This is a genomic window from Micromonospora profundi, assembly GCF_011927785.1.
GTDB classification, from domain to species: domain Bacteria; phylum Actinomycetota; class Actinomycetes; order Mycobacteriales; family Micromonosporaceae; genus Micromonospora; species Micromonospora profundi.
Genome location: NZ_JAATJK010000001.1, coordinates 4,419,158 through 4,443,877, shown reverse-complemented (window position 1 = coordinate 4,443,877; position 24,720 = coordinate 4,419,158). Strand labels below are relative to the sequence as shown.

General features: G+C 72.7%; 22 protein-coding genes and 1 riboswitch. Of the genes, 13 read left to right on the top strand and 9 right to left on the bottom strand.

The window, feature by feature from the left end; translation table 11 throughout:
* Positions 1 to 53: 53 nt before the first annotated feature.
* From thyX to F4558_RS19505, 3 genes are read left to right on the top strand one after another with little or no spacing between them, the layout of a single operon-like run.
* Complete coding sequence (thyX, locus tag F4558_RS19515; RefSeq protein ID WP_053656418.1) at positions 54 to 794, top strand: FAD-dependent thymidylate synthase; 741 nt, start codon at positions 54 to 56, stop codon at positions 792 to 794.
* A gap of 47 nt (positions 795 to 841) precedes the next feature.
* Positions 842 to 1,768 (top strand): 4-hydroxy-tetrahydrodipicolinate synthase, encoded by a 927-nt coding sequence (gene dapA / locus F4558_RS19510; protein ID WP_053656390.1) that lies wholly within the window; start codon positions 842 to 844, stop codon positions 1,766 to 1,768.
* A 52-nt stretch (positions 1,769 to 1,820) separates the two neighbouring features.
* Entirely contained in the window at positions 1,821 to 3,509 is a 1,689-nt protein-coding gene (locus F4558_RS19505) for a ribonuclease J (RefSeq protein ID WP_053656388.1), read from the top strand.
* Positions 3,510 to 3,591: 82 nt separating this feature from the next.
* On the opposite strand, the gene F4558_RS19500 is transcribed toward F4558_RS19505, so the two are convergent.
* The 3 genes from F4558_RS19500 to F4558_RS19490 all read right to left on the bottom strand — a co-directional run bounded on the left by F4558_RS19500 (position 3,592) and on the right by F4558_RS19490 (position 6,871).
* The gene (locus tag F4558_RS19500) at positions 3,592 to 4,629 is read right to left on the bottom strand and encodes a hypothetical protein (RefSeq protein ID WP_167945410.1); all 1,038 of its coding nucleotides are present in this window, start codon (positions 4,627 to 4,629) and stop codon (positions 3,592 to 3,594) included.
* Positions 4,630 to 4,748: 119 nt separating this feature from the next.
* Positions 4,749 to 6,404 (bottom strand): type III secretion system chaperone family protein, encoded by a 1,656-nt coding sequence (locus tag F4558_RS19495; RefSeq protein ID WP_167945409.1) that lies wholly within the window; start codon positions 6,402 to 6,404, stop codon positions 4,749 to 4,751.
* Positions 6,401 to 6,871, bottom strand: a complete 471-nt coding sequence (locus tag F4558_RS19490) for a type III secretion system chaperone family protein (protein ID WP_053656384.1) — start codon at positions 6,869 to 6,871, stop codon at positions 6,401 to 6,403. Before F4558_RS19490 ends, F4558_RS19495 begins: the two co-directional genes overlap by 4 nt.
* Before the next feature lie 113 nt (positions 6,872 to 6,984).
* Between F4558_RS19490 and F4558_RS19485 the strand changes: the two genes are divergently transcribed.
* A complete protein-coding gene (locus F4558_RS19485; protein WP_053656382.1) occupies positions 6,985 to 9,444 on the top strand; it encodes an FtsK/SpoIIIE family DNA translocase in 2,460 nt (819 codons plus the stop codon).
* A gap of 91 nt (positions 9,445 to 9,535) precedes the next feature.
* Here the strand turns inward: F4558_RS19485 and F4558_RS19480 are convergent, their stop codons facing one another.
* Together F4558_RS19480 and F4558_RS19475 are read right to left on the bottom strand one after the other, a co-directional pair.
* Positions 9,536 to 9,781: a hypothetical protein gene (locus tag F4558_RS19480; RefSeq protein WP_053656380.1), complete on the bottom strand. Its 246-nt coding sequence runs from the start codon at positions 9,779 to 9,781 to the stop codon at positions 9,536 to 9,538.
* A 105-nt stretch (positions 9,782 to 9,886) separates the two neighbouring features.
* Positions 9,887 to 10,201 (bottom strand): DMT family transporter, encoded by a 315-nt coding sequence (locus tag F4558_RS19475; protein WP_053656379.1) that lies wholly within the window; start codon positions 10,199 to 10,201, stop codon positions 9,887 to 9,889.
* 59 nt (positions 10,202 to 10,260) lie between these two features.
* Positions 10,261 to 10,325: riboswitch (guanidine-III (ykkC-III) riboswitch) on the bottom strand.
* Between the two features lie 102 nt (positions 10,326 to 10,427).
* Here F4558_RS19475 and F4558_RS19470 point away from each other — a divergent pair.
* The 7 genes from F4558_RS19470 (at position 10,428) to pspM (ending at position 16,764) form a co-directional block, all read left to right on the top strand.
* Positions 10,428 to 11,351: an ornithine cyclodeaminase family protein gene (locus F4558_RS19470; protein WP_082377499.1), complete on the top strand. Its 924-nt coding sequence runs from the start codon at positions 10,428 to 10,430 to the stop codon at positions 11,349 to 11,351.
* A gap of 91 nt (positions 11,352 to 11,442) precedes the next feature.
* Positions 11,443 to 12,942, top strand: a complete 1,500-nt coding sequence (rimO, locus tag F4558_RS19465; RefSeq protein WP_053656414.1) for a 30S ribosomal protein S12 methylthiotransferase RimO — start codon at positions 11,443 to 11,445, stop codon at positions 12,940 to 12,942.
* Between the two features lie 77 nt (positions 12,943 to 13,019).
* Positions 13,020 to 13,604 carry a CDP-diacylglycerol--glycerol-3-phosphate 3-phosphatidyltransferase gene (pgsA, locus tag F4558_RS19460; RefSeq protein ID WP_053656374.1) on the top strand — a complete coding sequence of 195 codons (585 nt, stop codon included), beginning with the start codon at positions 13,020 to 13,022 and terminating at the stop codon, positions 13,602 to 13,604.
* Positions 13,605 to 13,716: 112 nt separating this feature from the next.
* Complete coding sequence (locus F4558_RS19455; RefSeq protein WP_167945408.1) at positions 13,717 to 14,262, top strand: CinA family protein; 546 nt, start codon at positions 13,717 to 13,719, stop codon at positions 14,260 to 14,262.
* 152 nt (positions 14,263 to 14,414) lie between these two features.
* The gene (locus F4558_RS19450) at positions 14,415 to 14,873 is read left to right on the top strand and encodes a helix-turn-helix domain-containing protein (protein ID WP_053656370.1); all 459 of its coding nucleotides are present in this window, start codon (positions 14,415 to 14,417) and stop codon (positions 14,871 to 14,873) included.
* Between the two features lie 200 nt (positions 14,874 to 15,073).
* Positions 15,074 to 15,955, top strand: coding sequence for a PspA/IM30 family protein (locus tag F4558_RS19445; RefSeq protein ID WP_167945407.1), 882 nt, complete (start codon positions 15,074 to 15,076; stop codon positions 15,953 to 15,955).
* 23 nt (positions 15,956 to 15,978) lie between these two features.
* A complete protein-coding gene (gene pspM, locus F4558_RS19440) occupies positions 15,979 to 16,764 on the top strand; it encodes a phage shock envelope stress response protein PspM (protein WP_167945406.1) in 786 nt (261 codons plus the stop codon).
* An 18-nt stretch (positions 16,765 to 16,782) separates the two neighbouring features.
* Here pspM and F4558_RS19435 read toward each other — a convergent pair whose 3' ends face one another.
* Together F4558_RS19435 and F4558_RS19430 are read right to left on the bottom strand one after the other, a co-directional pair.
* Positions 16,783 to 20,562 carry a hypothetical protein gene (locus tag F4558_RS19435; RefSeq protein WP_376767548.1) on the bottom strand — a complete coding sequence of 1,260 codons (3,780 nt, stop codon included), beginning with the start codon at positions 20,560 to 20,562 and terminating at the stop codon, positions 16,783 to 16,785.
* Positions 20,563 to 20,632: 70 nt separating this feature from the next.
* Positions 20,633 to 21,433, bottom strand: coding sequence for a DNA-formamidopyrimidine glycosylase family protein (locus tag F4558_RS19430; RefSeq protein WP_167945404.1), 801 nt, complete (start codon positions 21,431 to 21,433; stop codon positions 20,633 to 20,635).
* Positions 21,434 to 21,543: 110 nt separating this feature from the next.
* On the opposite strand from F4558_RS19430, the gene F4558_RS19425 reads away from it, so the two are divergent.
* Positions 21,544 to 22,812, top strand: a complete 1,269-nt coding sequence (locus F4558_RS19425; protein WP_167945403.1) for a DUF8814 domain-containing protein — start codon at positions 21,544 to 21,546, stop codon at positions 22,810 to 22,812.
* Between the two features lie 25 nt (positions 22,813 to 22,837).
* Here the strand turns inward: F4558_RS19425 and F4558_RS19420 are convergent, their stop codons facing one another.
* On the bottom strand, positions 22,838 to 23,170 hold the full coding sequence (locus F4558_RS19420) for a CPCC family cysteine-rich protein (RefSeq protein ID WP_231640068.1): 333 nt from the start codon (positions 23,168 to 23,170) through the stop codon (positions 22,838 to 22,840).
* Positions 23,106 to 23,906: an SAM hydrolase/SAM-dependent halogenase family protein gene (locus F4558_RS19415; RefSeq protein WP_053656359.1), complete on the bottom strand. Its 801-nt coding sequence runs from the start codon at positions 23,904 to 23,906 to the stop codon at positions 23,106 to 23,108. Before F4558_RS19415 ends, F4558_RS19420 begins: the two co-directional genes overlap by 65 nt.
* 144 nt (positions 23,907 to 24,050) lie before the next feature.
* Between F4558_RS19415 and F4558_RS19410 the strand changes: the two genes are divergently transcribed.
* A complete protein-coding gene (locus F4558_RS19410; RefSeq protein WP_157552572.1) occupies positions 24,051 to 24,653 on the top strand; it encodes a hypothetical protein in 603 nt (200 codons plus the stop codon).
* The last annotated feature ends 67 nt before the right edge of the window (positions 24,654 to 24,720 follow it).

Sequence of the window (24,720 nt, the reverse complement as noted above, 5' to 3'; positions counted from 1 at the left end):
AGCCCGAGTTGGGCGCGGGGCCGCCGACGATTACAGTCCCAGGCATGCCGGAGATGGTGCAGCCCCAGGTCAAGTTGATCGCGTGGACCCAGTTCGCGGCCCCGGACGACGTCCCGTGGTCGACCGACGCCGAGGGTGGCCAGGCGCTCGCCGAGTTCGCCGGCCGTGCCTGCTACCAGTCGTGGAAGAAGCCGAACCCGGCGACCGCCACCAACGCCGGCTACCTGGCGCACATCCTCGAGGTCGGGCACCTGAGTGTGCTGGAGCACGGCTCGGTCACGTTCTACTTCACCGGGGTCTCCCGCTCCTTCACCCACGAGCTGATCCGGCACCGGCACTTCTCGTACTCCCAGCTCTCCCAGCGGTACGTCCCCGAGCGGGACGCGGCAATGGTCGAGCCGGCCGTGATCGCCGAGGACCCGGAGCTGCACAAGCGCTTCACCGAGGCCGCCGAGGCGAGCGTACGGGCGTACACCGAGCTGCTGGAGGGCCTGGAGCAGCGCTTTTCCGACGAGCCGAACCCGACGCTGCGCCGCAAGCAGGCCCGGCAGGCGGCCCGCGCGGTGCTGCCGAACGCCACGGAGACCCGGATCGTGGTCACCGGCAACTACCGGGCGTGGCGACACTTCATCGCGATGCGGGCCACCGAGCACGCCGACGTGGAGATCCGCGAGCTGGCCGTGGAGTGCCTGCGCCAGTTGCAGGGGGTCGCCCCGAACGTCTTCGCCGACTTCGTGATCTCCACGTTGCCGGACGGCACCGAGGTCGCGGCCAGCCCGCACGAGGCGTCCTGAGGCCTTCCCCGGCTGGCCCCGGTCGGTCGTCCGCTAGGTTGGAAGGTATGACGCACGACCACCCCGACACCGTCGCCCGTGCGGTGTCCCGCCCCTTCGGGCGGTTGCTCACGGCCATGGTGAGCCCGTTCACCCCCGACGGCTCGCTCGACCTCGACGGCGCCGCCCGGCTGGCGACGCACCTTGTCGACGAGCAGGGCAACGACGCGCTTGTCATCAACGGCACCACCGGCGAGTCGCCGACCACCACCGACGCGGAGAAGGAACGCCTGATCCGGGCCGTCGTGGAGGCCGTCGGCGACCGCGCCAAAGTGGTCGCCGGGGTCGGCACCAACGACACCCGGCACACCATCGAGCTGGCCGCCGCCGCCGAGAAAGCCGGCGCGCACGGCCTGCTGGTGGTCACGCCGTACTACAACAAGCCGCCGCAGAGCGGGCTGCTGCGGCACTTCACCGCAGTGGCCGACGCCACCGGCCTGCCGGTGATGCTGTACGACATCCCGCACCGCTCCGGCGTACCCATCGACACCGAGACGCTGGTCCGGCTCGCCGAGCACGGCCGGATCGTCGCCGTCAAGGACGCCAAGGGCGACCTGACCGCCACCAGCTGGGTGACCAGCCGGACCGCCCTCGCGTTCTACAGCGGCGAGGACGCACTCACCCTGCCGGCGCTGGCCGTCGGCAGCGTGGGCGTGGTCGGCACCTCGACGCATTTCACCGGGGCGCTGACCGCACAGATGATCGAGGCGTACGACGCGGGGGACATGCCGACCGCGCTTGCCCTGCACCGGCGGCTGCTGCCGCTGTTCACCGGCATCTTCCGTACCCAGGGCACCATTCTGGTGAAGGCGGGCCTGGCGTCGCTGGGTCTGCCGGCCGGCCCGGTGCGGCCCCCACTGGTGGACGCCACCGACGACGAGATCGCCCAGCTGCGCGCGGACTTCGCGGCAGCGGGCCTGGAGCTGCCCGAATGATCGAACGACACGATGGGCGCCGCGTGCTGGCGTCGCAGATTGAGGTGGACGCGTGACCGAGGCGCACATCGAGGCGGAACTGCCCCCGCCGCTGCCGGAAGGGGGCCTGCGGATCATCCCGCTCGGCGGGCTCGGCGCCATCGGTCGGAACATGACCGTCTTCGAGTTCGACGGCAAACTGCTGATCGTCGACTGCGGGGTGCTCTTCCCCGACGTCGAACAGCCCGGCGTGGACCTGATCCTGCCGGACTTCGGGCCGATCCTGGACCGGCTGGCCGACGTCCAGGCGATCGTGCTGACCCACGGTCACGAGGACCACATCGGCGCGGTTCCGTACCTACTCGCCCACAAGCCCGACATCCCGCTGGTCGGCTCGCAGTTCACCCTCGCACTTGTCGAGGCGAAGCTGGCCGAGCGGCGCATCCAGCCGTACACGCTGACCGTGCGGGAGGGCGGCCGGGAGCGGCTCGGCCCGTTCGAGTGTGAGTTCTTTGCGGTCAACCACTCGATCCCGGACGCGCTCGCCGTGGCCATCCGCACCCCCGCCGGCCTGGTGCTGCACACCGGCGACTTCAAGATGGACCAGCTGCCGTTGGACGGCCGGATCACCGACCTGGCGGGCTTCGCGCGGCTCGGCGCCGAGGGCGTCGACCTGCTGCTGTCCGACTCGACGAACGCGGAGATCCCCGGCTTCGTCACCCCGGAGCGGGAGATCGGGCCGGTACTCGACTCGATCTTCGCGAAGGCCAAGGGCCGGATCATCGTGGCGTCGTTCGCCTCGCACGTGCACCGCGTGCAGCAGGTCTTCGACTCCGCCGCGGAGCACGGCCGCAAGGTCGCGCTGATCGGCCGGTCCATGGTTCGCAACATGGGCATCGCCCGGGACCTCGGCCTGCTCAACATCCCGGCCGGGCTGGTCATCAGCATCGACGAGGCGACCACGCTGCCGCCGGACCAGATCGTGCTGATGTCCACAGGTTCGCAGGGCGAGCCGATGAGCGCCCTGGGCCGGATGGCAAGCGGCGACCACAGGCACATCACCATCGCGCCAGGCGACACAGTCGTGTTGGCGTCGTCGCTGGTGCCGGGCAACGAAACCTCGGTCTACCGGGTCATCAACAGGCTGGCCCGGGCCGGCGCCGTGGTGGTGCACAAGGACGTGGCCAAGGTGCACGTCTCCGGGCACGCCCCGGCCGGTGAGCTGCTCTACCTGCTCAACGTCGTCCGTCCGAGCAACCTGATGCCTGTGCACGGCGAGTGGCGGCACCTGCGCGCACACGCCCGCCTCGGCATCGAGTCGGGCGTCGCCCCGGACCGGGTGGTGATCTGCGAGGACGGCGACGTCGTCGACCTGGTCGAGGGCCGCGCCAGCCTGGTGGGCCACGTGAAGAGCCGGTACGTCTACGTCGACGGTCTCGCCGTGGGCGACGTCAGCGAGTCGCTGCTCACCGAACGCCGGATCCTCGGTGACGGCGGCTTCATCGCCACGACAGTGGTCGTCGACTCGGTCACCGGCAAGGTGGTCGCCGGCCCGACGCTGTCCGCGAAGGGCTTCTCGGAGGACCCGGAGGCGTTCAACCCGGTGGTTCCGCTTGTCACCGAGGCGCTCAACAGGGCCGCGGCGGACGGCATCACCGACCCGCACCAGCTCCAGCAGATCGTTCGGCGGACCGTGGGGCGGTGGGTCAACGACAAGTACCGTCGTCGCCCGATGATCGTGCCCACCGTCGTCGAGGTCTGACAGAACGTCCCGACCGGGCCGGTCACCGGCGCCCCCGTGGCGTCGGTGACCGGCCCGGATCTGTGCGGGCGCGCGTTGCGGCTCAGCCTCGGAACAGCCGACGTTGGAGCACCACAAGTCCACACCCGAGGGCCAGCAGTGCCACGCCGACCAGGCCGTACGTGCTGCCGGACGCCCCGGTGCGGGCCAGTTCCGGCGCGCTCGGGGCGGACGTGGTCGGCGTGGCGGTCGGGCTTGCCGGCGGCGGTGTGGTGGCGCCGGCACCGGATCCACTGGCGGCGCTCAGGCGGAGCGTCACGGCGGTGTCCCTGTTTGTGTAGCGGTTCGCGGGTGCGAGCGACAGCTTGACGGTCTTGGTGCCCTCGGTGACCGCCATCCGCACGTCGAAGGTGTCCGTCGCGCCGTCGGCGATCGTCCGCAGCCGCAGGATCTCGCAGCCCACGCCGTTCATCCGGCCACTGTCGGAGCACGCTGGCGCGGTCACCCGTACCCCGGCCGGCGTGGTGATGTTCAACGAGTAACCGCCGATGTCGAAGGTGCCGGTGTTCGTGACCCGGACCCGTACCGTCGTCGTTCCGTCGACGACAGGCGAGGCGGTCGCCCGCAGCCGCACTGCGGTGCGGTCCGGCCAGTTGATTCGGAAGTCGGTGAACCGATCGGTGACCCCGGCGGCGTCCCGGCCGGCGACCGAACCCCACGCCTTCACCCCGAAGGCCGGCTTCGAGGCTGACGACGTCACGGTCAGCCGGTACGTCCGGGCACCTCCGGGTGCCAGCTCGGCGCCGCCGCAGAGCCAGGTCTTGTCGGCACCGTCGACGGGTCGGCAGTCCCCGACCCTCGTCAGGCCGACATTCGGTGGGAGGCGGAGCACGAAGAAGCCCTTCGCCGCCGTCTGGCCCACGTTCCTGACGTCGACCTCAAGCGCGGAGGACGGGTGCCAAGGGTCGCCGCTGAGGAAGACGAGGTCCCCTCGGGCCGTGATCGTCGGCTCTGCGGCGGCGGTCGTGTCTGGCGCGGCGGTCGACGTCGGCACGGGTGTCGGCCCGGCGACGGCCGGGGCGGCGAGGACGGGTAGGTAGAGCGCGGCGGCGAGAACGCCGAGTACGAGTGGACGCCTCATGACGGCTCCCAATGGTTGCGGTCGGTGACGGCTGTACCACGTCCGTCCCCCAGGCCCGGTTGCGCACTGTCGGATGCTGCGCTTTCCGCCTGCCGCGCGACCGTTGGGCCGCCCGCCGGTCAGGGCAGCGCGGCGACGGCCCCGGCGTACGCCACGCCTGTGGCGATCGCGGCGTCCACGAGGACCCTGAGCTGAGCCGGGGCCACCCCGTGGGTCAGGTCGGTGGCCACGTCCCCGGCCAGCACGATTTCCGAGCCGAGGTCGTGCGCGTACGCCTTGGGCAGCAGCCGGTCGTGGTTCCAGGCGTTGCAGAAGGCGTACGCCTCGGCGCGGCGCTCCGCCGGCAGCCGGCGCGTGGCCATCGCCCGGGCGTGCAGCACCTCGCGGCGCTCGCCGGCCCGGCGGAACTGGATCTCGGCGTCACCCCACCGGCCGACCACCGTGCCGCCGTCGTCCACCAGGTACTGATCGCCGCGCTGGTCCAGGATCGAGGTGATCAGGTCGACGGTGAGCGGCACCAGCTCCTGGTCGACCAGCCCGACACCGGCCTGATCGACGCCGGTGTCGGGCTCGTCGAAGCGCTCGTCGTCGAGGGGGAGCGGGACCGGTGCCGCGAGAGGCCGCTCGGCGAGCCAGGCGGCCATCCGTCCGGAGTGGTGACCGGTGCCGTTGCGGGCGTCGAAGCTTCCCGCCAGTTCGCTTGCCATGCCGAGCAGCAGCGCGCCGAGGGCGGCGACGTCGAGGTCGGCGGCCGGACGCTCGCCGTACGCCGGGCGGTGGACCGTTCGGCCACCGAGGCCGGCGTCGGTGGCCGCAGCACAGACCAGCGCCCCCGCGGCGGCGAACTCCATCGCCGCGTGGTCGTCGGTGGGTTGGTCCAGCCGAGGCAGTTGCTCGGCCAGGATGGCCAGACCGCGTTCGAGGTGGCCGCCGAGCGCGCAGAACCTCAGGTGCGTGGCGAGGTGCGGGAACGCGGCGGGTTCCCGCCGGTGCCTCCGGTACGCCCGCACGTGTGCCGCCGCGGCCCTGCTCGGGTCACCGGTGCGCAGTTCGGGCAGCAGCCTGGCGACAAGCGACCGTTCGGGCTGGTCGGTGCAGCCGTCGGGGTCGGTGGGAGGCTGGCGCAGCTCGTCCAGCGCGGCGTGCCACTCGCCCCAGCCGGCGAGCAGCTCAGCGCGGCGTGCCGGAGCGCAGCCCGCGCAACCGCCGGACGGGCCGGGGCGCGTGTCGGCCCACCCCGTGTAGAAGTGGCGGGCGGCGGGCTCGTCGCCGAGGTGGTCGGCGATCCGGCAGCGCAGCTCGGCGACCGTCGGCACGTCGGGGCCGTCCGCTCCCACCCGCCGCGCCAGATCATCGAGCAGGGCGCGGGTCTGGTCCAGCCCGACCCGGGGGGTGCCGAGCACCGCCTCCACCGCGTACCGCTGGTAGCGCAGCAGCAGCGCCACCTCTGCGGAGGTGAGCAGCCCCGGGTGGTGGTCGGTGGTGGCCAGGCAGCGCCGTACCGGCTCGACAAGCCGCCACCGCTCGCCGTGCAGCAGGTACGCCTCGATCAGCGCGATCCGGGCGTCCACGGCGGACCGGACGTCGCCCGCGGCGTCGGCCTGCTCGGCGACCCGTTCCAGGGCGGCCAGCCGGACCGGCCCGTCAGGCAGGTCCCGGGCGTCGACGAGTGCTGCCACCAGCGCCGCGACCCGGCGGGGTGCGAGCCGGTCACCGGCGTACGGCACGCCGGGCGGGTCGGTACGGCTGCCGGTGGCCTCGTCCCGGCCGGTCATGCCGACACCGCGCCGGGCAGTCGGCCGACCGCCACGGCGAGCTGGCACCCGGCCGTGATGCCGCAGTTCAGCAGTTGGTCGAGTTGGTGCGGCGTCACCCCACGCTCCAGGTCGGTGACGACCTCGCCGTAGACCTGGGCCCGTCCGTCGTCGTCGACGTGCACGAACGCCTTGGGCCAGAGCCGGTCGTGGTTCCACGAGTTGCAGAAGGCATGCAGGGAAGGCACCCGCTCGATGTCGAAGGTGGGCGTGACCATGGTGCGGACCTGTAACAGCTCGCCGTCGGCGCCGAGGCGCAGGAACCAGATGAGATTGTCGTCGAAGCGGCCCACCAGATCGCCGTTGACGGTTGCGCCGACCGACAGACCCCGCGCGGCGAGCACAGCGGCGACCAGTTCGCCGGTCAGCGGGCGCAGCGCGCCGGGGTGCCCGGCCAACGGATCGTCCTCGATTCCCGGCGACGCCATCGGGCATCCCTTCTGAGGCGGATATCACGACCGGCGGCGGGGTTCGTGTTGCGACGCGCGGACACGACCCGTAAAAGCGGCGTTCTGCCCGGCCCCACCGTTACCGTGACTCTATGGCGGGCCGTACCCCTCAGGCGAGTCGCCGACGCGGCGCGTCGCCGCGCGGTGGCACCAACAGTCGTGCCCGTCAACCGGCGAAGAAGACCCGGGCGCCCGTCCGGCGGCGCACTGTGGCCGCCCGGCCGGGCCCGGCTGTCTACGTGGGTCGTGCTGTCGGTGCACTGTGGATGGGGCTTGCCCACGGGATGGGGTGGGCGGTGCGGGCCGCTGGCCGGCAGGCCGCCTCCGCCCGCGACCTCGATCCGGAGCACCGCCGCGACGGCGCGGGGCTGCTGCTGTTCGGGCTGGCTCTGCTCACTGCCGTGGCGCTCTGGCTGTCGGGGGCCGGCCCGGTGGGGACGCGCCTGGCCGACACGATCCGGCTGTTCCTGGGTGCGATCTCCGTGGTGGTGCCGGTGCTGCTGATGATCGGCGCGTGGCGGCTCATGCGTCAGCCGGCCGACCCGGAGCACCGGGGTCGTGGCCTCATCGGCTGGGGTTCGCTGCTGGTGTCGACCGCCGCGCTGCTCCAGATCGGCCAAGACCCGAGCGACCCGCAGCAGCGCGACTTCGCCGGTGGCCTGGTCGGGGCGGGCGTCGGTGGTCTGCTGGAGCGCGCTGTCACCGCCTGGGTGGCGGTGCCGCTGCTGGTCCTGCTGCTGCTCTTCGGCCTGCTCGTGGTGACCGCGACACCGATCAACAAGATTCCCGAGCGGTTGGGTCTGCTCGCCGGTGGCCTGGTCACCCCGTCGGACGTGGTCGTCGGTGAGGAGACCGACGAGCCAGCCGTCCGGCCGGCTCGCAAGCGGCCCGCGAAGCGGATGCCGCCGCCGCTGGACCCAGACGACTTCGACGACATGGAGGGTGTCGACCTCCAGGAGACGGTGGTGCTGCCGCGCAAGGCACCGGCGAAGGTGCCTGCCAGCCGCAAGCCGGCCGAGCCGCCGGAGCACTCGCCCCCGCCGACCCGGGCCGAGCAGCTCGCGCTGACCGGCATGGCCGGCGACTACACACTGCCGCCGGCGAACATGCTCAGCGCCGGCGCCGCCGCGAAGACCCGCAGCAAGGCCAACGACGAGGTGATCGCCGCGCTGACCGGCGTGTTCGACCAGTTCGACGTGGACGCCGCTGTCACCGGCTTCACCCGGGGGCCGACTGTCACCCGCTACGAGGTGGAGTTGGGGCACGGGGTCAAGGTCGAGCGGATCACCCAACTGTCCCGCAACATCGCGTACGCGGTGAAGTCGCCGGACGTACGGATCCTCAGCCCGATCCCGGGCAAGAGCGCGGTCGGTGTGGAGATCCCGAACACCGACCCGGAGAACGTCGCGCTCGGCGATGTGCTGCGCTCACGGGCGGCGACCAGTGACCACCATCCGATGGTGGTGGCGCTCGGCAAGGACATCGAGGGCGGCTACGTGGTGGCCAACCTCGCCAAGATGCCGCACATCCTCATCGCCGGTGCCACCGGCGCCGGCAAGTCGTCATGCCTCAACTCGCTGCTGGTGTCCATCCTCACCCGGGCCACGCCGGACGAGGTGCGGCTGCTGCTGATCGACCCGAAGCGTGTCGAGATGACCGGCTACGAGGGCATCCCGCACCTGGTCACCCCGATCGTGACGAACGCCAAGAAGGCTGCGGACTCGCTGGACTGGGTCGTCCGCGAGATGGACATGCGCTACGACGACCTCGCGGCCAACGGGGTTCGGCACATCGACGACTTCAACCGCAAGGTCCGCAACGGCGAGATCAAGGCCCCGCCGGGCAGCGAACGGGAGATGCGCCCGTACCCGTACCTGCTGGTGATCGTGGACGAGTTGGCGGACCTCATGATGGTCGCGCCGCGCGACGTGGAGGACTCGGTCGTCCGGATCACCCAGTTGGCCCGGGCCGCAGGCATCCACCTGGTGCTCGCCACGCAGCGGCCCTCGGTCGACGTGGTGACCGGTCTGATCAAGGCGAACGTGCCGTCCCGGCTGGCGTTCGCGACCTCGTCGCTCGCGGACTCGCGGGTCATCCTGGACCAGCCGGGCGCGGAGAAGCTGCTCGGCCGGGGCGATGGGCTCTTCCTGCCGATGGGCGCGTCGAAGCCGGTACGGATCCAGGGGGCCTGGGTCACCGAGGGCGAGATCGCCGACGTGGTGAAGTTCTGCAAGGACCAGCGCGAGCCCGAGTTCCGCCCGGACGTGCTGGCCCCCGCCCAGGAGAACAAGAAGAAGATCGACGAGGACATCGGCGACGACCTCGACCTGCTGGTGCAGGCGGTGGAGCTGGTGGTCACCTCACAGTTCGGCTCGACGTCGATGCTTCAGCGCAAGCTGCGGGTGGGCTTCGCGAAGGCGGGTCGCCTGATGGACCTGATGGAGACCCGGGGCGTTGTCGGGCCGTCCGAGGGCTCGAAGGCGCGCGACGTGCTCGTCAAGCCGGACGAGCTGGAGGAGGTCCTGTCCGGCCTGCGTGGCGACGTGGACTGATCCGGGCACGCCGGCCGGACGACGTGCACGCCCGGCCGGGAAAAACAAGACGGGCCCGCCGCTGGTCGGCGGGCCCGCGAAAGACCTGAGCTCAGTTGTTGATCAGCGCGCCGATGATCACCAGGCTGATCACCGCGGCGACGACGCTCGCCACAGCGGCGTACCAGCCCAGCGGCTTGTCGCCGAGCACAGCGCCGACGACGCCCGCGATCACACCGAGCACGCCGAAGATGATCGGATTGAGCAGCAGTGCGAGAACCGCGAAGACGAAGCCCACGATGGTGAGGATCCGGGCGGCGTTGCTGCGCGGGCGGGCGGTGCTGGGCATGTCGGCCATGTCTGCCTCCGGTTGAGAGCTTGCTGTGCTCCAGTTGAGAGCCTGTTGGGACAGATCGAGCACTACCCGCTTCGGGTGTCGATCACGCATGTTTCGGACGGCAGTTCAGTGGAAGAACTTCAGGCCGACCACGCCCGACACCACAAGCAGGAGGCAGAGAAGCCGGGGCAGGCTCGCCGACTCGCCGAGCGCCAGCATCCCGACCAGAGCGGTGCCCACCGCGCCGATGCCGACCCAGACCGCGTATCCGGTGCCGACCGGGATCTCCCGCAGCGCGTACGACAGCCCGCCCATGCTCAGCACGAGGGTCACCACGAACACCACTGACGGGACGAGCCGGCTGAACCCGGCGCTTCGGTCCAGGGCGATCGCCCAGGCGGTTTCCAGCAGTCCCGAGATCACCAGCACCAGCCAGGCCATCGTTCACCTCACGGAGGGGGCCGGGCTGTCGCGCCCGGACGAGTCGGATGTGCACGTCACGCGGGGCGTCTTGGCCTGACCGGGTACGCCCACCACTCGTCCGGAGCGACCCACGGGCGTCCCGGGGTCACCGACACCGACGCTAGCACCGGCCCCGACGGCCGGTCGGTGACTCCCGCCACGGCCGGTTGACCTGTACCTCACTTCAACTTGCACGATGGCGACCATGACCCTGCTGTACGCCGACTCCGAGGTCGCCGCCGCGCTGGACGCCAGCACCACCGTCGACGCCATGCGCGCCGCCCTGGTGGCCGCGTACGAGGGACGGCTGGTCGCCCCACCACGGGCCGCCGCCCCGCTCGGTGGAGGGCGGCTGATGTTCACCGCGGGGCACCTGGTCGACGAGTGGTACGGCTTCCGCTCGTACGACACCTTCGGACACCCGGAGGGCGAGCAGTTGGTGGTGCTGCACGACGCCCACACCGGCGCCGTCCGGGCCGTGGCGGTCGGCGAGGAGCTGGGATCCCGACGTACCGGTGGGTTGGGTGGTGTCGCCGTCGACGCCCTGGCCCGACCGGACGCGGCGACAGTTGGCGTGATCGGCTCCGGCCGGCAGGCGTGGACCCAGGTGTGGGCGACCGCCGCCGTACGCCCGCTGCGCGAGGTGGTGGTGCACAGCCGCTCGGCAGCCCGGCGGGACGCCTTCGCCGCCCGGGTCCGCGCCGAACTGGGCGTGCCGGCCCGCCCGGTCGCCGACCCTGGCGCGGCGGTGCGTGGGCGCGACGTTGTGGTGCTCGCCACCACGAGCGTGACCCCGGTGCTGCGCGCCGCCGACCTGAGCCCCGGCACACACGTCAACGCTGTCGGCTTCAAGCAGCGCGACCGCAGCGAGTTCGGCACCGACCTGCTGGACGTCGCCGAGCTGCTGGTCACCGACTCGCCGGCCCAGGCGGCCGACTACCGGCCGCCGATGCTCGCCGCCGAACCCCCGTACACCCGGCGGTTGCGCGACCTGGGCGGGATCGTTGCCGGCGCGGTAGCCGGCCGGACCTCGGCGGACCAGGTCTCCGTCTTCTGCTCCACAGGGTTGGCCGGCACCGAGGTCTTCCTGCTCGACGCGCTGACCCGGGTCCCGGTTGCCACCCGCTGACGGGGTCGTGGGCGCCGGCAGCGACCGCACCGCGCCGGACGGGCGGTCGGCCCGCGTGCGTGGGCTTCCCCGGTCGGCCCGGTACCCTCGGATGGTGTCTGCCACCTCCCCTTCCGCTGCCGAGGGCCGCCGTGTAGCCCTGCTCACCCTGGGCTGTGCCCGCAACGAGGTCGACTCGGAGGAGCTGGCCGCCCGGCTGCACGCCGACGGCTGGCAGGTCACCACCGACGGCGAGGGCGCTGACGTGGTGGTCGTCAACACCTGCGGCTTCGTGGAGAAGGCCAAGCAGGACTCGATCCAGACCCTGCTGGCCGCCGCCGGCACGGGCGCCAAGGTGGTGGCCGCCGGCTGCATGGCCGAGCGGTACGGCAAGGAGTTGGCCGACAGCCTCCCCGAGGCGCAGGCGGTGCTGAGCTTCGACGACTACCCGGAGATCGGCGCGCGGCTGAACGCCGTCGTCGCCGGCGAGCAGGTCACCTCGCACACTCCCCGGGACCGCCGCGAGCTGCTGCCGCTGACCCCGGTCAAGCGACGCGACTCCGCCGTGTCGCTGCCCGGGCACGGCACCGTGGCCCGTACGGCCGTCGACACCGACGAGCACACCCCGGCGCACCTGCGTCAGGTGCTGCGCCGTCGACTGGACACCGGCCCGGTGGCCTCGCTGAAGCTCGCCAGCGGCTGCGACCGCCGCTGCGCGTTCTGCGCCATCCCCGCGTTCCGTGGGGCGTTCGTCTCACGGACGCCCGACGAGCTGCTCGCCGAGGCGGAGTGGCTTGCCAAGACCGGTGTACGGGAGTTGGTGCTGGTAAGCGAGAACTCGACGTCGTATGGCAAGGACCTGGGCGACCCCCGGGCACTGGAGAAGCTGCTGCCGCAGCTCGCCGCGGTGTCCGGCATCGTGCGGGTGCGGGTGAGCTACCTCCAGCCGGCCGAGACCCGGCCCGGCCTGGTCGAGGCGATCGCGGGTACGCCGGGCGTGGCCCCGTACTTCGACCTGTCGTTCCAGCACTCCAGCGAGCCGGTGCTGCGCCGGATGCGCCGCTTCGGCTCCACTGACCGTTTCCTGGAGCTGCTGGCCGGCGCCCGCGCGTTGGCCCCGGAGGCGGGTGCGCGGAGCAACTTCATCGTCGGCTTCCCCGGCGAGACGCGCGCCGACGTCGACGAGCTGGTCCGCTTCCTGACCGAGGCCCGGCTGGACGCGATCGGCATGTTCGACTACAGCGACGAGGACGGCACCGAGGCCGCCGGGCTGCCCGGCAAGGTGTCCGCGGCGACCATCAAGCGGCGGTACGACAGGCTCAGCGCGCTTGCCGACGAGCTCTGCTCGCAGCGGGCCGAGGATCGCCTCGGCTCGACCGTCGAGGTGCTCGTCGACTCGATCGTCGACGGTGTGGTGGAGGGTCGGGCGGCGCACCAGGCCCCGGAGGTGGACGGCTCCACCACGCTCGTCGCCCCGGCCGACGGAGGGGTCGACCTGGCCGCGTTGCGCCCGGGTGACCTGGTCCGTGCCACGGTGACCGGCACCGAAGGGGTGGATCTGCTCGCGGTGCCGGATGAGATGATCTCGGCGGCGCCCGGCGCGGCACGGTGACGGCGGGGCCGAGCGGAGCGGGGGAGCCAGGTGGCGCGATACCGGGAACGCCACGGCGACCCGAGCGGGGCGAGGCGGTGACCGGGGTGACGGAGTCGACGCCGCCCCGGGTGGTGCCGCAGGTGCCCGTGCTCAACGCCGCGAACGCCCTGACCGCGCTGCGGCTGGTGCTGGTGCCGGTCTTCGCCGCGTCGGTGATCATGTCCGGGATGACGCACGCCGGCTGGCAGATGGCGGCGTGCCTGATCTTCGCGGTGGCCTCGGCGACCGACCTGGTGGACGGCTGGATCGCCCGCCGGTTCGGGCTGGTGACCTCGGTCGGCAAGGTGGCCGACCCGATCGCCGACAAGGCGCTCACCGGCGCGGCCCTGGTGCTGCTCTCCTGGTACGACAGGCTGCCCTGGTGGGTGACCGCGCTGATCCTCGCCCGTGAGGTGGGCATCACAGGGCTGCGGTTCTGGGTGATCCGGCACGGCGTGATCGCGGCCAGCCGGGGCGGCAAGCTCAAGACCGCGCTGCAGACCCTGGCCATCGCCTGGTACCTCTGGCCGATGCCCGCAGGCCTGGCCGACGTCGGTCCCTGGATCATGGCCGGAGCGGTAGTGGTGACGGTGGCGACAGGCTTCGACTACATAGCCCAGGCCCTCCGCCTCCGCCGCTGACACCGACCTGCGTCGTCGATCATGGAACCTCGGCGTGGCCGGGCGACACCTTCATGGTCGACGCGGCCGTCGCAGAGGGTTGGGCTGGGGCTGGTAGGGAAGGACGGAGTTCATGGCGCGGGATTCTGAAGAGTCGGCGGGTAGTCCCGCGGCGGGTGTCGTCCACAGTCTGGCGCAGCGGCACGAGACCCTCGCCACCGTCGAGTCGCTCACCGGTGGCCTGCTCGCCGCCTCGATCGTGGAGATCGCCGGGGTCAGCGGGGTCTACCAGGGCGGGCTCGTGGTCTACGCCACCGAGCTGAAGGCCACGCTGGCCGGCGTACCCGACGATCTGCTGGCCGAGCGCGGCCCGGTCGACCCGGACGTGGCTGCCGCGCTCGCGGAGGGCGGCCGGCGGCGCTGCGGCGCGGACTGGGGTATCGCCACGACCGGGGTGGCCGGCCCGGAGCCGCAGGACGGCAAGCCCGTCGGCCTGGTCTACGTGGCTGTCGCCGGGCCGAACGGCGGCGAGGTCCGCGAACTCGACCTGGACGGCGGGCGCGACCACGTCCGCTCGGCCGCCGTGGTGGCGGCGCTGCGGCTGCTCGCCGAGCGGATCCACGCCGCCGACGAAGCCGCTCGGGACGGGCTGGAAGCCGCTGACGCGGCGCGCCGATGAGTCGATCCGTCCGAACCGACAGGCGGGGTGGGATGTCGCCGGGCCCCGCACCGGGTACGGTTGCGGGAAGGCTCCGACGCTCGGGGTCGGTGCGGTCCGCCGCGACCGGCTGCCCAGCGCCGGGCGAGAGGTATCCCTCAGGGGGAGGTGCGATGGTCCTACTGCGCCGAGTCATCGGTGACGCACTGCGGGCGCGCCGGCAGGGGCAGCAGCGCACATTGCGCGAGGTGTCCACCGCCGCCAACGTCAGCCTTGGTTACCTCTCCGAGATCGAACGCGGGCACAAGGAGCCGTCCAGCGAGCTGCTCGCCGCCATCTGTGACGCCCTCGGTGCCCGCCTGTCCGAGCTGCTGCGTGAGGTGAGCGACACCGTGGCGCTCGCCGAACAGATGCCCGAGGTGCTCGTCGGAATGGCCAACGAGCCGGCCGATGCCACGCCCGTGGGCGCGGGGGCCGCCGTCGGCAAGAGGTCCAACCGGGCCGTGCGCCAGGTCAGCTCCGATGGCAAGGTCGCCGTTTCGGTACGGCAGGACTCGCCGCTGCGGGCCACACTGCGCAGCACGCGGGTGCGTCCCACCGAGCGCGACCGCGATGTGGTCTGCGCCGCCTGAGTCATCAGTCCGGTTGACCATGGGCGAGGTGGCGCGGGCCGCGTAGGGTGGCCGGCAGGAGCCGCCGGTGCCCGTCGACCGTCCGGTACGGATGCCACGTCGGCGTCCGACTGGGACGATGGAGATCGGCCGGGTCGCGGTCGGTCGGTCCATCCGACCTGACCGTGGCGGAACGACGCTACTGAGGGGATACCGCGGAGATGGCGAACCCGTTCGTCAAGGGTTGGAACTACCTGATGGCGCTCTTCGGCGCCAAGATCGACGAGCACGCCGATCCCAAGGTGCAGATCCAGCAGGCCATCGAGGATGCCCAGCGGCAGCACCAGGCACTGGTCCAGCAGGCTGCCGCCGTGATCGGCAACCAGCGCCAGCTGGAGATGAAGCTGTCCCGGCAGATGTCCGAGGTCGAGCGGCTGCAGGGCAACGCCCGGCAGGCCCTCGTGCTTGCCGACCAGGCCCGCGCCAAGGGCGACGAGGCCGAGGCGTCGCGGTTCGAGCAGTCCGCACAGACGCTCGCCAGCCAGCTGGTCTCCGCCGAGCAGGCCACCGAAGACCTGAAGACCCTGCACGACCAGGCCCTCGGCGCGGCAGCGCAGGCCCGCCGTGCGGTCGAGAACAACTCGATGATCCTTCAGCAGAAGCTCGCCGAGCGCACCAAGCTGCTCAGCCAGCTGGAGCAGGCCAAGATGCAGGAGACGGTCGCCCACTCGCTGGAGTCGATGTCGTCGCTGACCGCTCCGGGCAACACCCCGTCCCTGGACGAGGTGCGCGACCGCATCGAGCGGCGGTACGCCAACGCCATGGGCCGCGCGGAGCTGGCCGGCAATTCGGTCGAAGGCCGGATGTTGGAGATCCAGAAGGCGACAATCGACTCGGCGGGCTCGGCCCGGCTGGAGCAGATCCGCTCCAGCATGGCGGGGGAGCAGCTCGGTGGCTCCGCGCAGCGCCCGGCCGTGTCGCAGGGCGAAGCGGCAGGTTCGGCGACCCCGGCCGGTGACCCGGCCGCCGCCGCCCGGCTGGACGAGCTGCGCGCCAGCATGGCCCGCGAGCGGGGCACCGGCGACCCGACCGCCGCCGGTTGAACGACCGGCCCGAGGAGGTCACGGTGGCAGACGAGCGGACGCGGTACTTCCGTCGGCTGAATCGGCTGCGCCGATCGGCCCGACGGTGGAGCGTATTCGCCGGTGGGCTCGGCGGCGCGGCAGCGGTGCTGACGCCGTACGCCGGCCTCGGTCTGCCGGACGCGGCCTGGGCCGGCGCCGCGGGCAGTGCGGTGGCGCTGGCCGCCTGGCGTTGGCTCGACCTGCGTGCGCTCGCCGCCCAGCCCGCGCCCCCTGCCCTGAACCCGGCCGAGGCCGCGGCCCGGTCCCGTGCCCGGCTGGTGGCCGCCGTCGAGCGACTGCCGGTCGGCTCGGGCCTGCTGGCCGAGGCCCGGCGGGTCCGCAACCGGGTCGCCCTGCGCGGCACCACCGCCGGGCAGCACTGGTCACGACTCGACAGGGCCTCGCTGACCCTCGCCGGGATGGCGCCGCGGCTCACCGGGCTGGCCGAACCCGCCGTGCTGGAGGCCGCCGACGCGGACCGGTCGCTACGCGAACTCGCCGAGCGGGCGGCGAGCGTCGAACGCGCGCTGCGCCTCGCCCCGACCGACGCCCGCGCGTCGCTCACCGAGGCGCACCGCACGCTTACCGCCCAGCTGGAGAGCGGCGTGGCGGCCTACGAGCGGCTCGTGGTCGCCGCCGCCGGCTACCTCGCCGAGGACGCCCGACCGGAGCCCACCCATCCGGCCGCCGACAGGCTCACCGAGGCCACCGACCTGCTGCACGGCGTGGCCTCGGCCCTGGCCGAGTTGCGCGCCGTCGACCGTCCGCTGCGCGCGCCCACCCGCTGAGCCGAGCCCACCCGGCCGTCACGGTGGGGTGGTGACCGGGATCGGCCCGGTGTACGGCGAGCTGCCGACGACGTTGAACGACCGGATCCGGTAGTGGTACGTCGTGCCCCGGGCCAGCCCGGTGTTTGTGAAGCCGCGACCTGTCACCGTGAAGGTGGCCACCTCCCTGCCGAACGCCGGGTCCAGCGCCCGTTGGACGATGAACCCCGCACCCGGGCCGGCGGGCGTGTTCGCCGCCCAGCCCAGGGTCACAGTGGCGGTGTCCGGCCCCGGCGCGCTGGCGGTGACCGTCAACCCGACCGGGGTGGCCGGCGCGGGCGGGGTGCTCACCGTCGCCATCGTCGACCAGGCCGAGGCTGCGCCCAGGTACGTGGTCCGGACCCGGTAGTAGTACGTGGTGTCCGGGGCGATGGTGGCGTCCAGGTGGTTGTCGCCGACCCCGATCGCCGTGGTGCCCGGCCCGCTGGTGAAGGTCGGGTTGGTGGCGCGCTGCACGTCGATGCCCGTGGCGAACGACCGGTTCGTCCAGCGCAGCGCCACCCGCAGCGGGGCGGCCGGCGGGATCGCCGCCAGCAGACCGTTCGGCGCTGTCAACTGCACCGAGGCGGGCACGCTGTTCGACCAGGACGAGTAGCTGACCTCGTTCTCCGCCCGGATCCGGTAGTGGTAGGTGACCCCGGGAGTGACAGTCGCGTCGGTGTACCGGGTGGCGGCCGCCGCGACGGTGATCGTGGTGACCTCGCCGGTGAACGTCACGTCGGTGGCCCGTTGCAGCAGATGGCTTGTCGCGGGCGGGCGTCCACCGTTGCCCGTCCAGGCCAGCGCGATCGCCGGCAACGCGGTGGCCGAGCCGGGCACCGGTGTGGCAGTCAGGCCGGTGGGCGCCCTCGGCGTCACCCGCAGCACCAACGGCCGGGTCATGCCGAGGTCACGGTGGCCGGCGAGCTGACTGTGCCAGCGGTACTCCCAACCCATGTTGACAAGTTGGTTGACCACCACTGCGGGTCGCCCGTCGGCGGGGCTGACCGGAGTCGACCCGGTACGCGCGCCGGCGGGCCGACCCGGGTCCAGCAGCCGCACGCTGTCGCCAAGCTTGAACGGCAGGGCCGGCGCGACAGGGCGCAACGCCACCACCACGTCCTCCCGGGGATGCACCCGGACGATCTCCTTCCAGCCCAGCTCCGCGCCGTGTGGTGGACGCAGGGTGCCGTCCCAGCCGACCCGGTTGACCACCTGCACGTCGCAGCCGCCGAACCGCAGCGCCTCGCTCTGCCGGACGTTTCCGCTGATCCGCCAGACCTGCGTCCCGTCGGTGGGCGCTCCGACCGGTACGGCCGGGTCGGCGGCGAACAGCACCTCGGTGACCGGGTCGGTGGCGCCGAGCGGCAGCGTCGCCGACGTGAGCGGCCCGGCCTGCGGGTGGCCGACGCCGAGCCGACCGGTCAGCCTGCCGTGCCCCGGCTCGAAGACCTGCTGTGCGGCCTTGACCTCGATCGGCAGGGTCACCGGGCCGGAACCGCCGGTGGGAGTGAACGTCACAGTTGTGGCGTGCACCGGCACCGTCGTCTCCGCCGCCGTCCGGGTGCCGAACGCCGGATCGTACGCCGGCTGCGGCACGATCGGCGGGCGCTGGCTGGCCGCGTACGCCACGGGCAGGCGCTCGCGCAGCCGGTCCAGGTCGTACGGCTCCGCCGGTGCTCCGGTCACCCGGAACTGGAGCAGGGTCCGGGTGTTCGGGCCGTACCCGGGCTCGGTGGGTGGCGGGCCGCCCTCGGCGGTCCGGTCCGGCGCGTCGGTGTGCTGGTCGTAGCGCCTGTCGAAGCCGGGCAGTGGCGCCGGGGCGTCGTTGTAGAGGATCAGCGTGCTGTCCGACGGTACGGCCGAGAAGTCGACGAGCACGTCGGCGCGCTCACCGGGGGCGAGCAGCAGCGTGTGCCCGTCGACGTTGAGCACCGTCGGGTCGAGCCGGTCGTAGCGGTAGCTGATCGGCCGGTTCGGCAGCACCACAGGGGCGGGCAGCAGCCCGGCCTCGTTGCCGATCTGGATGAACGACGGCCCGGCCGCACGCGGGTCCGGAACACCGCCGTCGCGCGCGTCGGTAGGCCATCCGGCCGGCTGGCCCGCCGCCCGCACGGCGGGCACCATCGGCACCTCCCCGGCGTCCCCGTCGGCGAGGCTCCCGTCCTCGGTCCACATCGGCGCGTCCGAGCAGGCCCGGTAGAGCTGGAGGTTGAGGCTGCGGTCCAGGCACGCGTTGAGGATCCGGAACCGGTACGTGCGGGGACGCACCTCCAGGTACGGGTAGGCGACGCCGTTGACAAGGGGCGTGTCGCCGTACGCCTCGGGCACCGCTGACGGGTGCGGCACCCCGGGGCGCAGCGGAGGTTCGGTTGGTGCTCCCACCGGGTCGTGGTGCGGGTTCGGCACCGGGCCCGGCCCGGCCAGCGGTGGACCGCCGGCGGACCCGCCTTTGACGGGCCAGCCGTCCGCTGTGGGCCAGCCGTCGGAGCGGCTGCCGTCCGGTGCCGGGTTGCGCGACCAGGGGCCGTAGTCCCACCGGCCCGTGGGGTTGCGTCCGCCGGAGCGGTACGGGTTCTGCCGGGGCTGGTAGACGTGGGGGTGCCAGAGGCTGCCCCGGGCGCCCCAGCGTTCCCGGTCCCAGGTCGGGTCCTCGGCGGCCAACTGGGTGTCGTCGGGCACGAACGTCTTGTCCTCGATCACCAGTGGCAGTTGGTCGGCAGGCAGCATCCGGTCCGCGACGAGCTGGTCCTCGGCCGGGTCGGTGAGCAGGTAGAGGGCGAGTTGTCCGCCGTAGACGGTGAGCCGGGCCAGGCCGAGTGTGTTGTCGTGGAACCACAGCAGCCGGCCGCTCTGCTCGTTCGGGTAGTAGAGCGTGGTGGCACCCACGCCGGGCGGCGGCATGTCCGGCACGTGCGTCAGGTTGGTCCCTGTCGGGTACGGGGTGATCTCCCCGGCCGGGGTGATCCACTGCTCGGGGTTGCCGGCGCTGGTCCAGCCGGTCTGCGCCCCGGCCAGGTGCAGCACCGCCCGGTTCTGCGGGTAGGGGGCTGGGCCGTCAAGCGGGCCGATGCCGGCGCCCTCGACTGTCTCGTCGACAGGCAGGAACAACTCGCCGGCCCGGCCGGTGGGCAACTGGTTGATGAACTTCACCCGCACCGGCCGCCCACGCCGGGCACGGATCATCGGGCCGAGGTGCCAGGGCCGCTCCGGAGGCACAACGGTGTTGTGGCCGGACACGTCGGTGCCCAGGTTGAGCTGCCGGTAGCCGCGCAGCCGGGTGGCCGGCAGGTCCCGGTGCAGCCGCTGGGCGTACTCCTGAAGGCCGATCTCGTAGTAGTCGCAGCCCGGGTAGCTGATCGTGTCGGGCACCGCGACCGGCAGGTACGAGCCGAGGTCGGTGCGACCCAGCTCGCCCGGGGTGGGCAGCGCGTCGACGAACTTCCGCAGGCCGGTACCCGGCGTCAGTTGACCGTCCGGGTCGCGCGTCGGGCGGGGACTGTACGCGAAGTTGGGCACCGGGCCGAAGCATCGGGGCGCGGCGGCCGGGTCCAGGCTCGCGGCCGGAGCCGCCTCCTCGGGGGCGCGGGCCGCCGGCACAGGTGCCACCCGGCCGTTGGCGGCGCCGTCGCCCACGTGTGTGGGCCGGTCGAAGAACGTGGAGCGGAGTCTGCGAAACATCGCCATGGCTCTCCCCGGGGTCGGGGCACGAGACACGCCACTCCGACGTGGCGGACCTCGGCACTCTGCTGACGATCGGTGAGCATTCAATCGCAGCATGCGACGCCAACGGCCAGATAGGAATTACCCAATCGTCCGTATCTGTGATGACCTCGATCAACGAGGCTCGTCAACCGGGCGGCGTGTGCCCCGGTTGGCAGACCGGACACCAGTAGGTCACCCGCTCGCCCAACTCCTCCTTGCGAATGGCGGTGCCGCAGCGGCGGCAGGGCTGCGCACGGCGGCCGTACACGTAGCTGGTCTGCCCCCTGTGCAGCGAGCCGGTGGTGCTCTGCGTCCAGCGGCCCCGGTTCGCGGCCAGCAGGCGTTGCGCGAGAGCCACGGTGGCGGGCAGGTCCGGCACCGCGCCGACCGGCGTCCACGGTGACACGCCCCGCAGGAACAGCACCTCGCACTTGTAGAGGTTGCCCACCCCGGCAAGGTTGCGCTGGTCGAGCAGCGCCTCGCCGATCGTCTCGGTGGGTCGGGCGGCGAGCCGGCGGACCGCCTCTGCCGCGTCCCAGTCCGGGCCGAGCAGGTCGGGGCCGAGGTGACCGACCAGCTCGTCCTCCTCCGCCGTCGGCACCAGCGCCAGGTCGTGCAGGTGGTAGCCGACCGCGACCGCGCCGGGGCTGCGCAGCACCACCCGGATCAGGTGCGCGGGGCGGCCGCTCCAGCGTTCCCCCGGCGCGTACGCCCGCCACGCGCCGTCCATCCGCAGGTGTGAGTGGAGTGTCCAGTGCGTTCCGTCGAGGGCGGCGAGCCGGAGCAGCAGGTGCTTGCCCCGGCTTGCCGATTCGCGGACGGTCCAGCCGGTGAGGTCGGTGGTGGCCAGTCGCGGCACCCGGAAGTCACTGCCGGTGAGCCGCGCGCCGGCCAGGGCACGGTGCAGCACGCGCGCGGTGTTCCAGACGGTGTCACCCTCGGGCACCCTGCCATCCTCCCTCGGTCGAGCAAGACTCGCATGTATCGCTATTTGTAGCCACCTTCCTCATGATCTCCTGACATGACAGGGTCAGGGGATATCTGAGGAGATCGCCCATGAAACGACCTCATTGTCGTATCCGCCCCACCGCCCTCGCCGCTGTCCTCGCCCTCGCGCTCACGGTCGCCCTCGTGCCCCTCACCAGTGGGTTCTCCGCCGCCACCTCCGCCGCCAGCGGTCCCGTGACGCTCACCGCCGTCGCGCCCGGCGGCGAGCGCTGGAGCACCGACCTCTCCGTCGTGGACCGCGACGACGTCAACGTCCGGCGTACCCCCGCGGGGTTGCGGCTACGCGAGTCCCGGACCACCGGACGCAGCCCTCGCAGCCCGCACAACGCGGTCGCCGAGGGCATGCTGCTGACCGCCCCGCGCACCCTGGCCCGCCCGGCCACCCGGGTCCGCGCCGAGATCACCGCGGACGTCCCCTCCGGCGCGTCAGTCGAGGTGCTGGTCCGCGGCTGGCGGGTCAGCGGCTGGACCGAATGGCGGGCCGCGACCGGCGGCGCCGTCTTCGACAGACCGGTCAGCCAGGTGCAGACCCGTGTGGTGCTGACCGCGCGCAACGGCGGCACCACCGCGACGGTACGCGCCGTCCAGCTCACCGCCGACGCGACAGCAGCCGTCTCCGCCGCCACACCCGGGCTCACCTACCGGGTGTACGCGACCCGCATCGGGCTGGTCGGCGAGGTGACCGCAAACGGCCGCACAGTGCAGCCGCGCGACCACTTCGTGGCCCTGCCGTCACGTCGCGGCCTGTCCCCGCTCAACACCGGCGACTACACGGTGCGGGTCTGCACCACCACGGGCTCCCGCTGCGAGTACGCCCCGGTCTGGGACGTCGGGCCGTGGAACACCCGCGACGACTACTGGAACCCGTCGGCAGTACGGGAGAACTGGAAGAACCTGCCGCAGGGTCGCCCCGAGGCGCAGGCCGCCTACCAGTCGGGCTACAACGGCGGGCGGGACCAGTTCGGGCGTACCGTGCTCAACCCTGCCGGCATCGACCTGGCCGACGGCACCTTCTGGGACGGCCTGAAACTGACAACGAACGCCTGGGTGGACGTCGCCTACCTGTGGACCGGGGGAGGGCCGCGCGGTGTCGTCGGCGACGGGCCGCTGAACATCCGCAGCGGGGCCAGCACGTCGTACGCCGTCCGTGGGCTCGCCGCACGGTTCGCCAACGTGCCGATCCATTGCTACGTGACCGGACAGTCGGTGGCCGGCCCCTACCGGACCACCACCAGATGGAACCGGCTGGCCAGCGGGCAGTACGTCAGCCACGCGTACATCTCCGCCGTGTACGGCGGCACCGTGCCGGTCTGCTGACCCAGTCCCGCCCCGCCGGGCGCCGTCAGGGGCGCTCGTCGGGGCGGGCCGGGCGCACCATGTCCTGATAGCGTGGGTGGCTGGCCCCGTAGACGGCGTAGTTGAGCCGGGCGTAGGTCAGGCTCAGGTCGCCGTTGGCGCCACCGCGCACCGCATCGGCATCGGCGTCGGTCTGGCCGTCGTCTGTCCAGAAGCAGACCGGGCAGGTCCCGCCGCCCGTTCGAGAGGCGCAACAGGGACAGCCCACGGGAACTACGTGTTCACCCACCGAGGCAGCATTCCACAGTTGAATGTCACCCGGCCACCCGCAAAAGATCACCCGGGACCACCCCGAGGAGGTCCACCGCGCGGCCACCATTGACCGCTATCGCCACCCGGTCGGCCGAGTCGACGTACACCACGAGGCCACCGTCTGGTGCGTCGCCGAACGTCCGTCCGTGCACCGCCGTGCGGGCCGGCGTCGGCCCCGGCGGGCCCACCCGGAGCGTGGCCGGAAACGGGCCGAGCAGTTCGCCCGGTGCGGCCAACTGGACGTTGCCGAAGTGGTCGACGGTCAGCACCTCGGCGGTGAAGCCCTCGGGGTCGGGGGTCACGACCGGCGACGGCAGGCGGACCAGCCCGGCAGGGTCGACGGCCGGGCCCGCCTCGGCCAGCGGGGCGCCGAGCGCCAAGCGAGCCGCCACCGGTGCGAAGACGTCCCGACCGTGGAACGTGCCGGACACCGTGGCGGCCAGCCAGCGGGGCTCGGTGAGTTCGACAGCGGCAGTCACCCCGCCGAGCGCGGCGGCGGCGTCCGGCAGCAGCCCGTTGTCCGGGCCGACAAGCAGCCCGCCCGGCGTGGCCAACGCGACGCCCCGCCGGGTGGTCCCCACCCCCGGGTCGACAACCGCCACGTGTACGCCCACAGGCAGGTACGGCACCGTCTGCGCCAGCACGGCGGCACCCCGCCGGACGTCGGCGGGCGGCACCAGGTGGGTCACGTCGATGACCCGGGCGGACGGCGCGATCCGGGCGATCACCCCGTGGCAGGCGGCCACGAAGCCGTCGGTGAGGCCGTAATCGGTGGTCAGCGAGATCCAGGGCGTGGCTGCCATCCCCGCAGGTTAACGCCCGGCACAGGTACGCGGCCCTGCGGTGCACCCGCCCGCGCGGACGACCGACGATTGCCGGAAATGGGACAGAGTGCAGTGACCGACCGGCCCTCCCGTCGGCGGGCACCGACCCGGCAGACTGCCCTGGTGACACATCGGAGCCTGCCCGCCGTCGGTGTTCTTCTGCTCGCCGTCGCTCTCACCGCCGGCTGCGGCAGTGACGACGCTGACCGACCGAACGCCGCGCCGCCCGCCTCCTCCCTTCCGAGCCAGGACGCCACCGGCCTGCCGAGCGCCCCGCCGCCCCCGTCCGGCCCCGGCGGCAGCGCCACCACCCCGGCCACACCGGCCCAGCCCGCGCCGGCCCAGCCCGCGCCGCCGCAGCAGGGGACGACCGAGCGTCGGCCAGCGAGCCCGCCGCCTGTGGTGCTGCCTCCGCGCCCGGCCGGCGCGCCCGCCGCCCAGCAGGTCGTCGACGCGTTCCGGGCCGCTGGCCTGAAGGTGCCCCGCCCGAAGGACCGGTCCGTCGACTGCGGCCCGGACGGCCTCGGCCTGGGTTGTTCCGAGATCGTCGCCACCGATGCCGTCACGATCTACGTGTTCCCCGACGAGGTCAGCGCCAGCGACATCGCCGAGACCTGGAGCGGCCAGTCGTACCAGCGTGGCGCCGTGGTGCTCAACTACCTCGAGGCGAAGACTCCGGCCGCCGACCGCCCGCGCTACGAGAAGGCACTCAACAACCTCCGCTGAGCCAGATCCAATGCTGGCTGCTGGCTGCTGGCGTGGGCGTGGTGCGTGGTGCGTGGGCGTGGGCGTG

Bases quoted from the DNA above. Each gene is read 5' to 3' on its own strand.
- dapA (WP_053656390.1), top strand. From the start codon at position 842: ATGACGCACGACCACCCCGACACCGTCGCCCGTGCGGTGTCCCGCCCC.
- rimO (WP_053656414.1), top strand. From the start codon at position 11,443: ATGGTGTCTGCCACCTCCCCTTCCGCTGCCGAGGGCCGCCGTGTAGCC.
- F4558_RS19435 (WP_376767548.1), bottom strand. From the start codon at position 20,562: ATGCTGCGATTGAATGCTCACCGATCGTCAGCAGAGTGCCGAGGTCCG.
- F4558_RS19445 (WP_167945407.1), top strand. From the start codon at position 15,074: ATGGCGAACCCGTTCGTCAAGGGTTGGAACTACCTGATGGCGCTCTTC.
- F4558_RS19495 (WP_167945409.1), bottom strand. From the start codon at position 6,404: ATGACCGGCCGGGACGAGGCCACCGGCAGCCGTACCGACCCGCCCGGC.
- F4558_RS19490 (WP_053656384.1), bottom strand. From the start codon at position 6,871: ATGGCGTCGCCGGGAATCGAGGACGATCCGTTGGCCGGGCACCCCGGC.
- F4558_RS19475 (WP_053656379.1), bottom strand. From the start codon at position 10,201: ATGGCCTGGCTGGTGCTGGTGATCTCGGGACTGCTGGAAACCGCCTGG.
- F4558_RS19470 (WP_082377499.1), top strand. From the start codon at position 10,428: ATGACCCTGCTGTACGCCGACTCCGAGGTCGCCGCCGCGCTGGACGCC.
- F4558_RS19420 (WP_231640068.1), bottom strand. From the start codon at position 23,170: ATGGTGGCCGCGCGGTGGACCTCCTCGGGGTGGTCCCGGGTGATCTTT.
- thyX (WP_053656418.1), top strand. From the start codon at position 54: ATGGTGCAGCCCCAGGTCAAGTTGATCGCGTGGACCCAGTTCGCGGCC.
- F4558_RS19500 (WP_167945410.1), bottom strand. From the start codon at position 4,629: ATGAGGCGTCCACTCGTACTCGGCGTTCTCGCCGCCGCGCTCTACCTA.
- F4558_RS19485 (WP_053656382.1), top strand. From the start codon at position 6,985: ATGGCGGGCCGTACCCCTCAGGCGAGTCGCCGACGCGGCGCGTCGCCG.
- F4558_RS19450 (WP_053656370.1), top strand. From the start codon at position 14,415: ATGGTCCTACTGCGCCGAGTCATCGGTGACGCACTGCGGGCGCGCCGG.
- F4558_RS19480 (WP_053656380.1), bottom strand. From the start codon at position 9,781: ATGGCCGACATGCCCAGCACCGCCCGCCCGCGCAGCAACGCCGCCCGG.
- F4558_RS19415 (WP_053656359.1), bottom strand. From the start codon at position 23,906: ATGGCAGCCACGCCCTGGATCTCGCTGACCACCGATTACGGCCTCACC.
- F4558_RS19455 (WP_167945408.1), top strand. From the start codon at position 13,717: ATGGCGCGGGATTCTGAAGAGTCGGCGGGTAGTCCCGCGGCGGGTGTC.
- F4558_RS19425 (WP_167945403.1), top strand. From the start codon at position 21,544: ATGAAACGACCTCATTGTCGTATCCGCCCCACCGCCCTCGCCGCTGTC.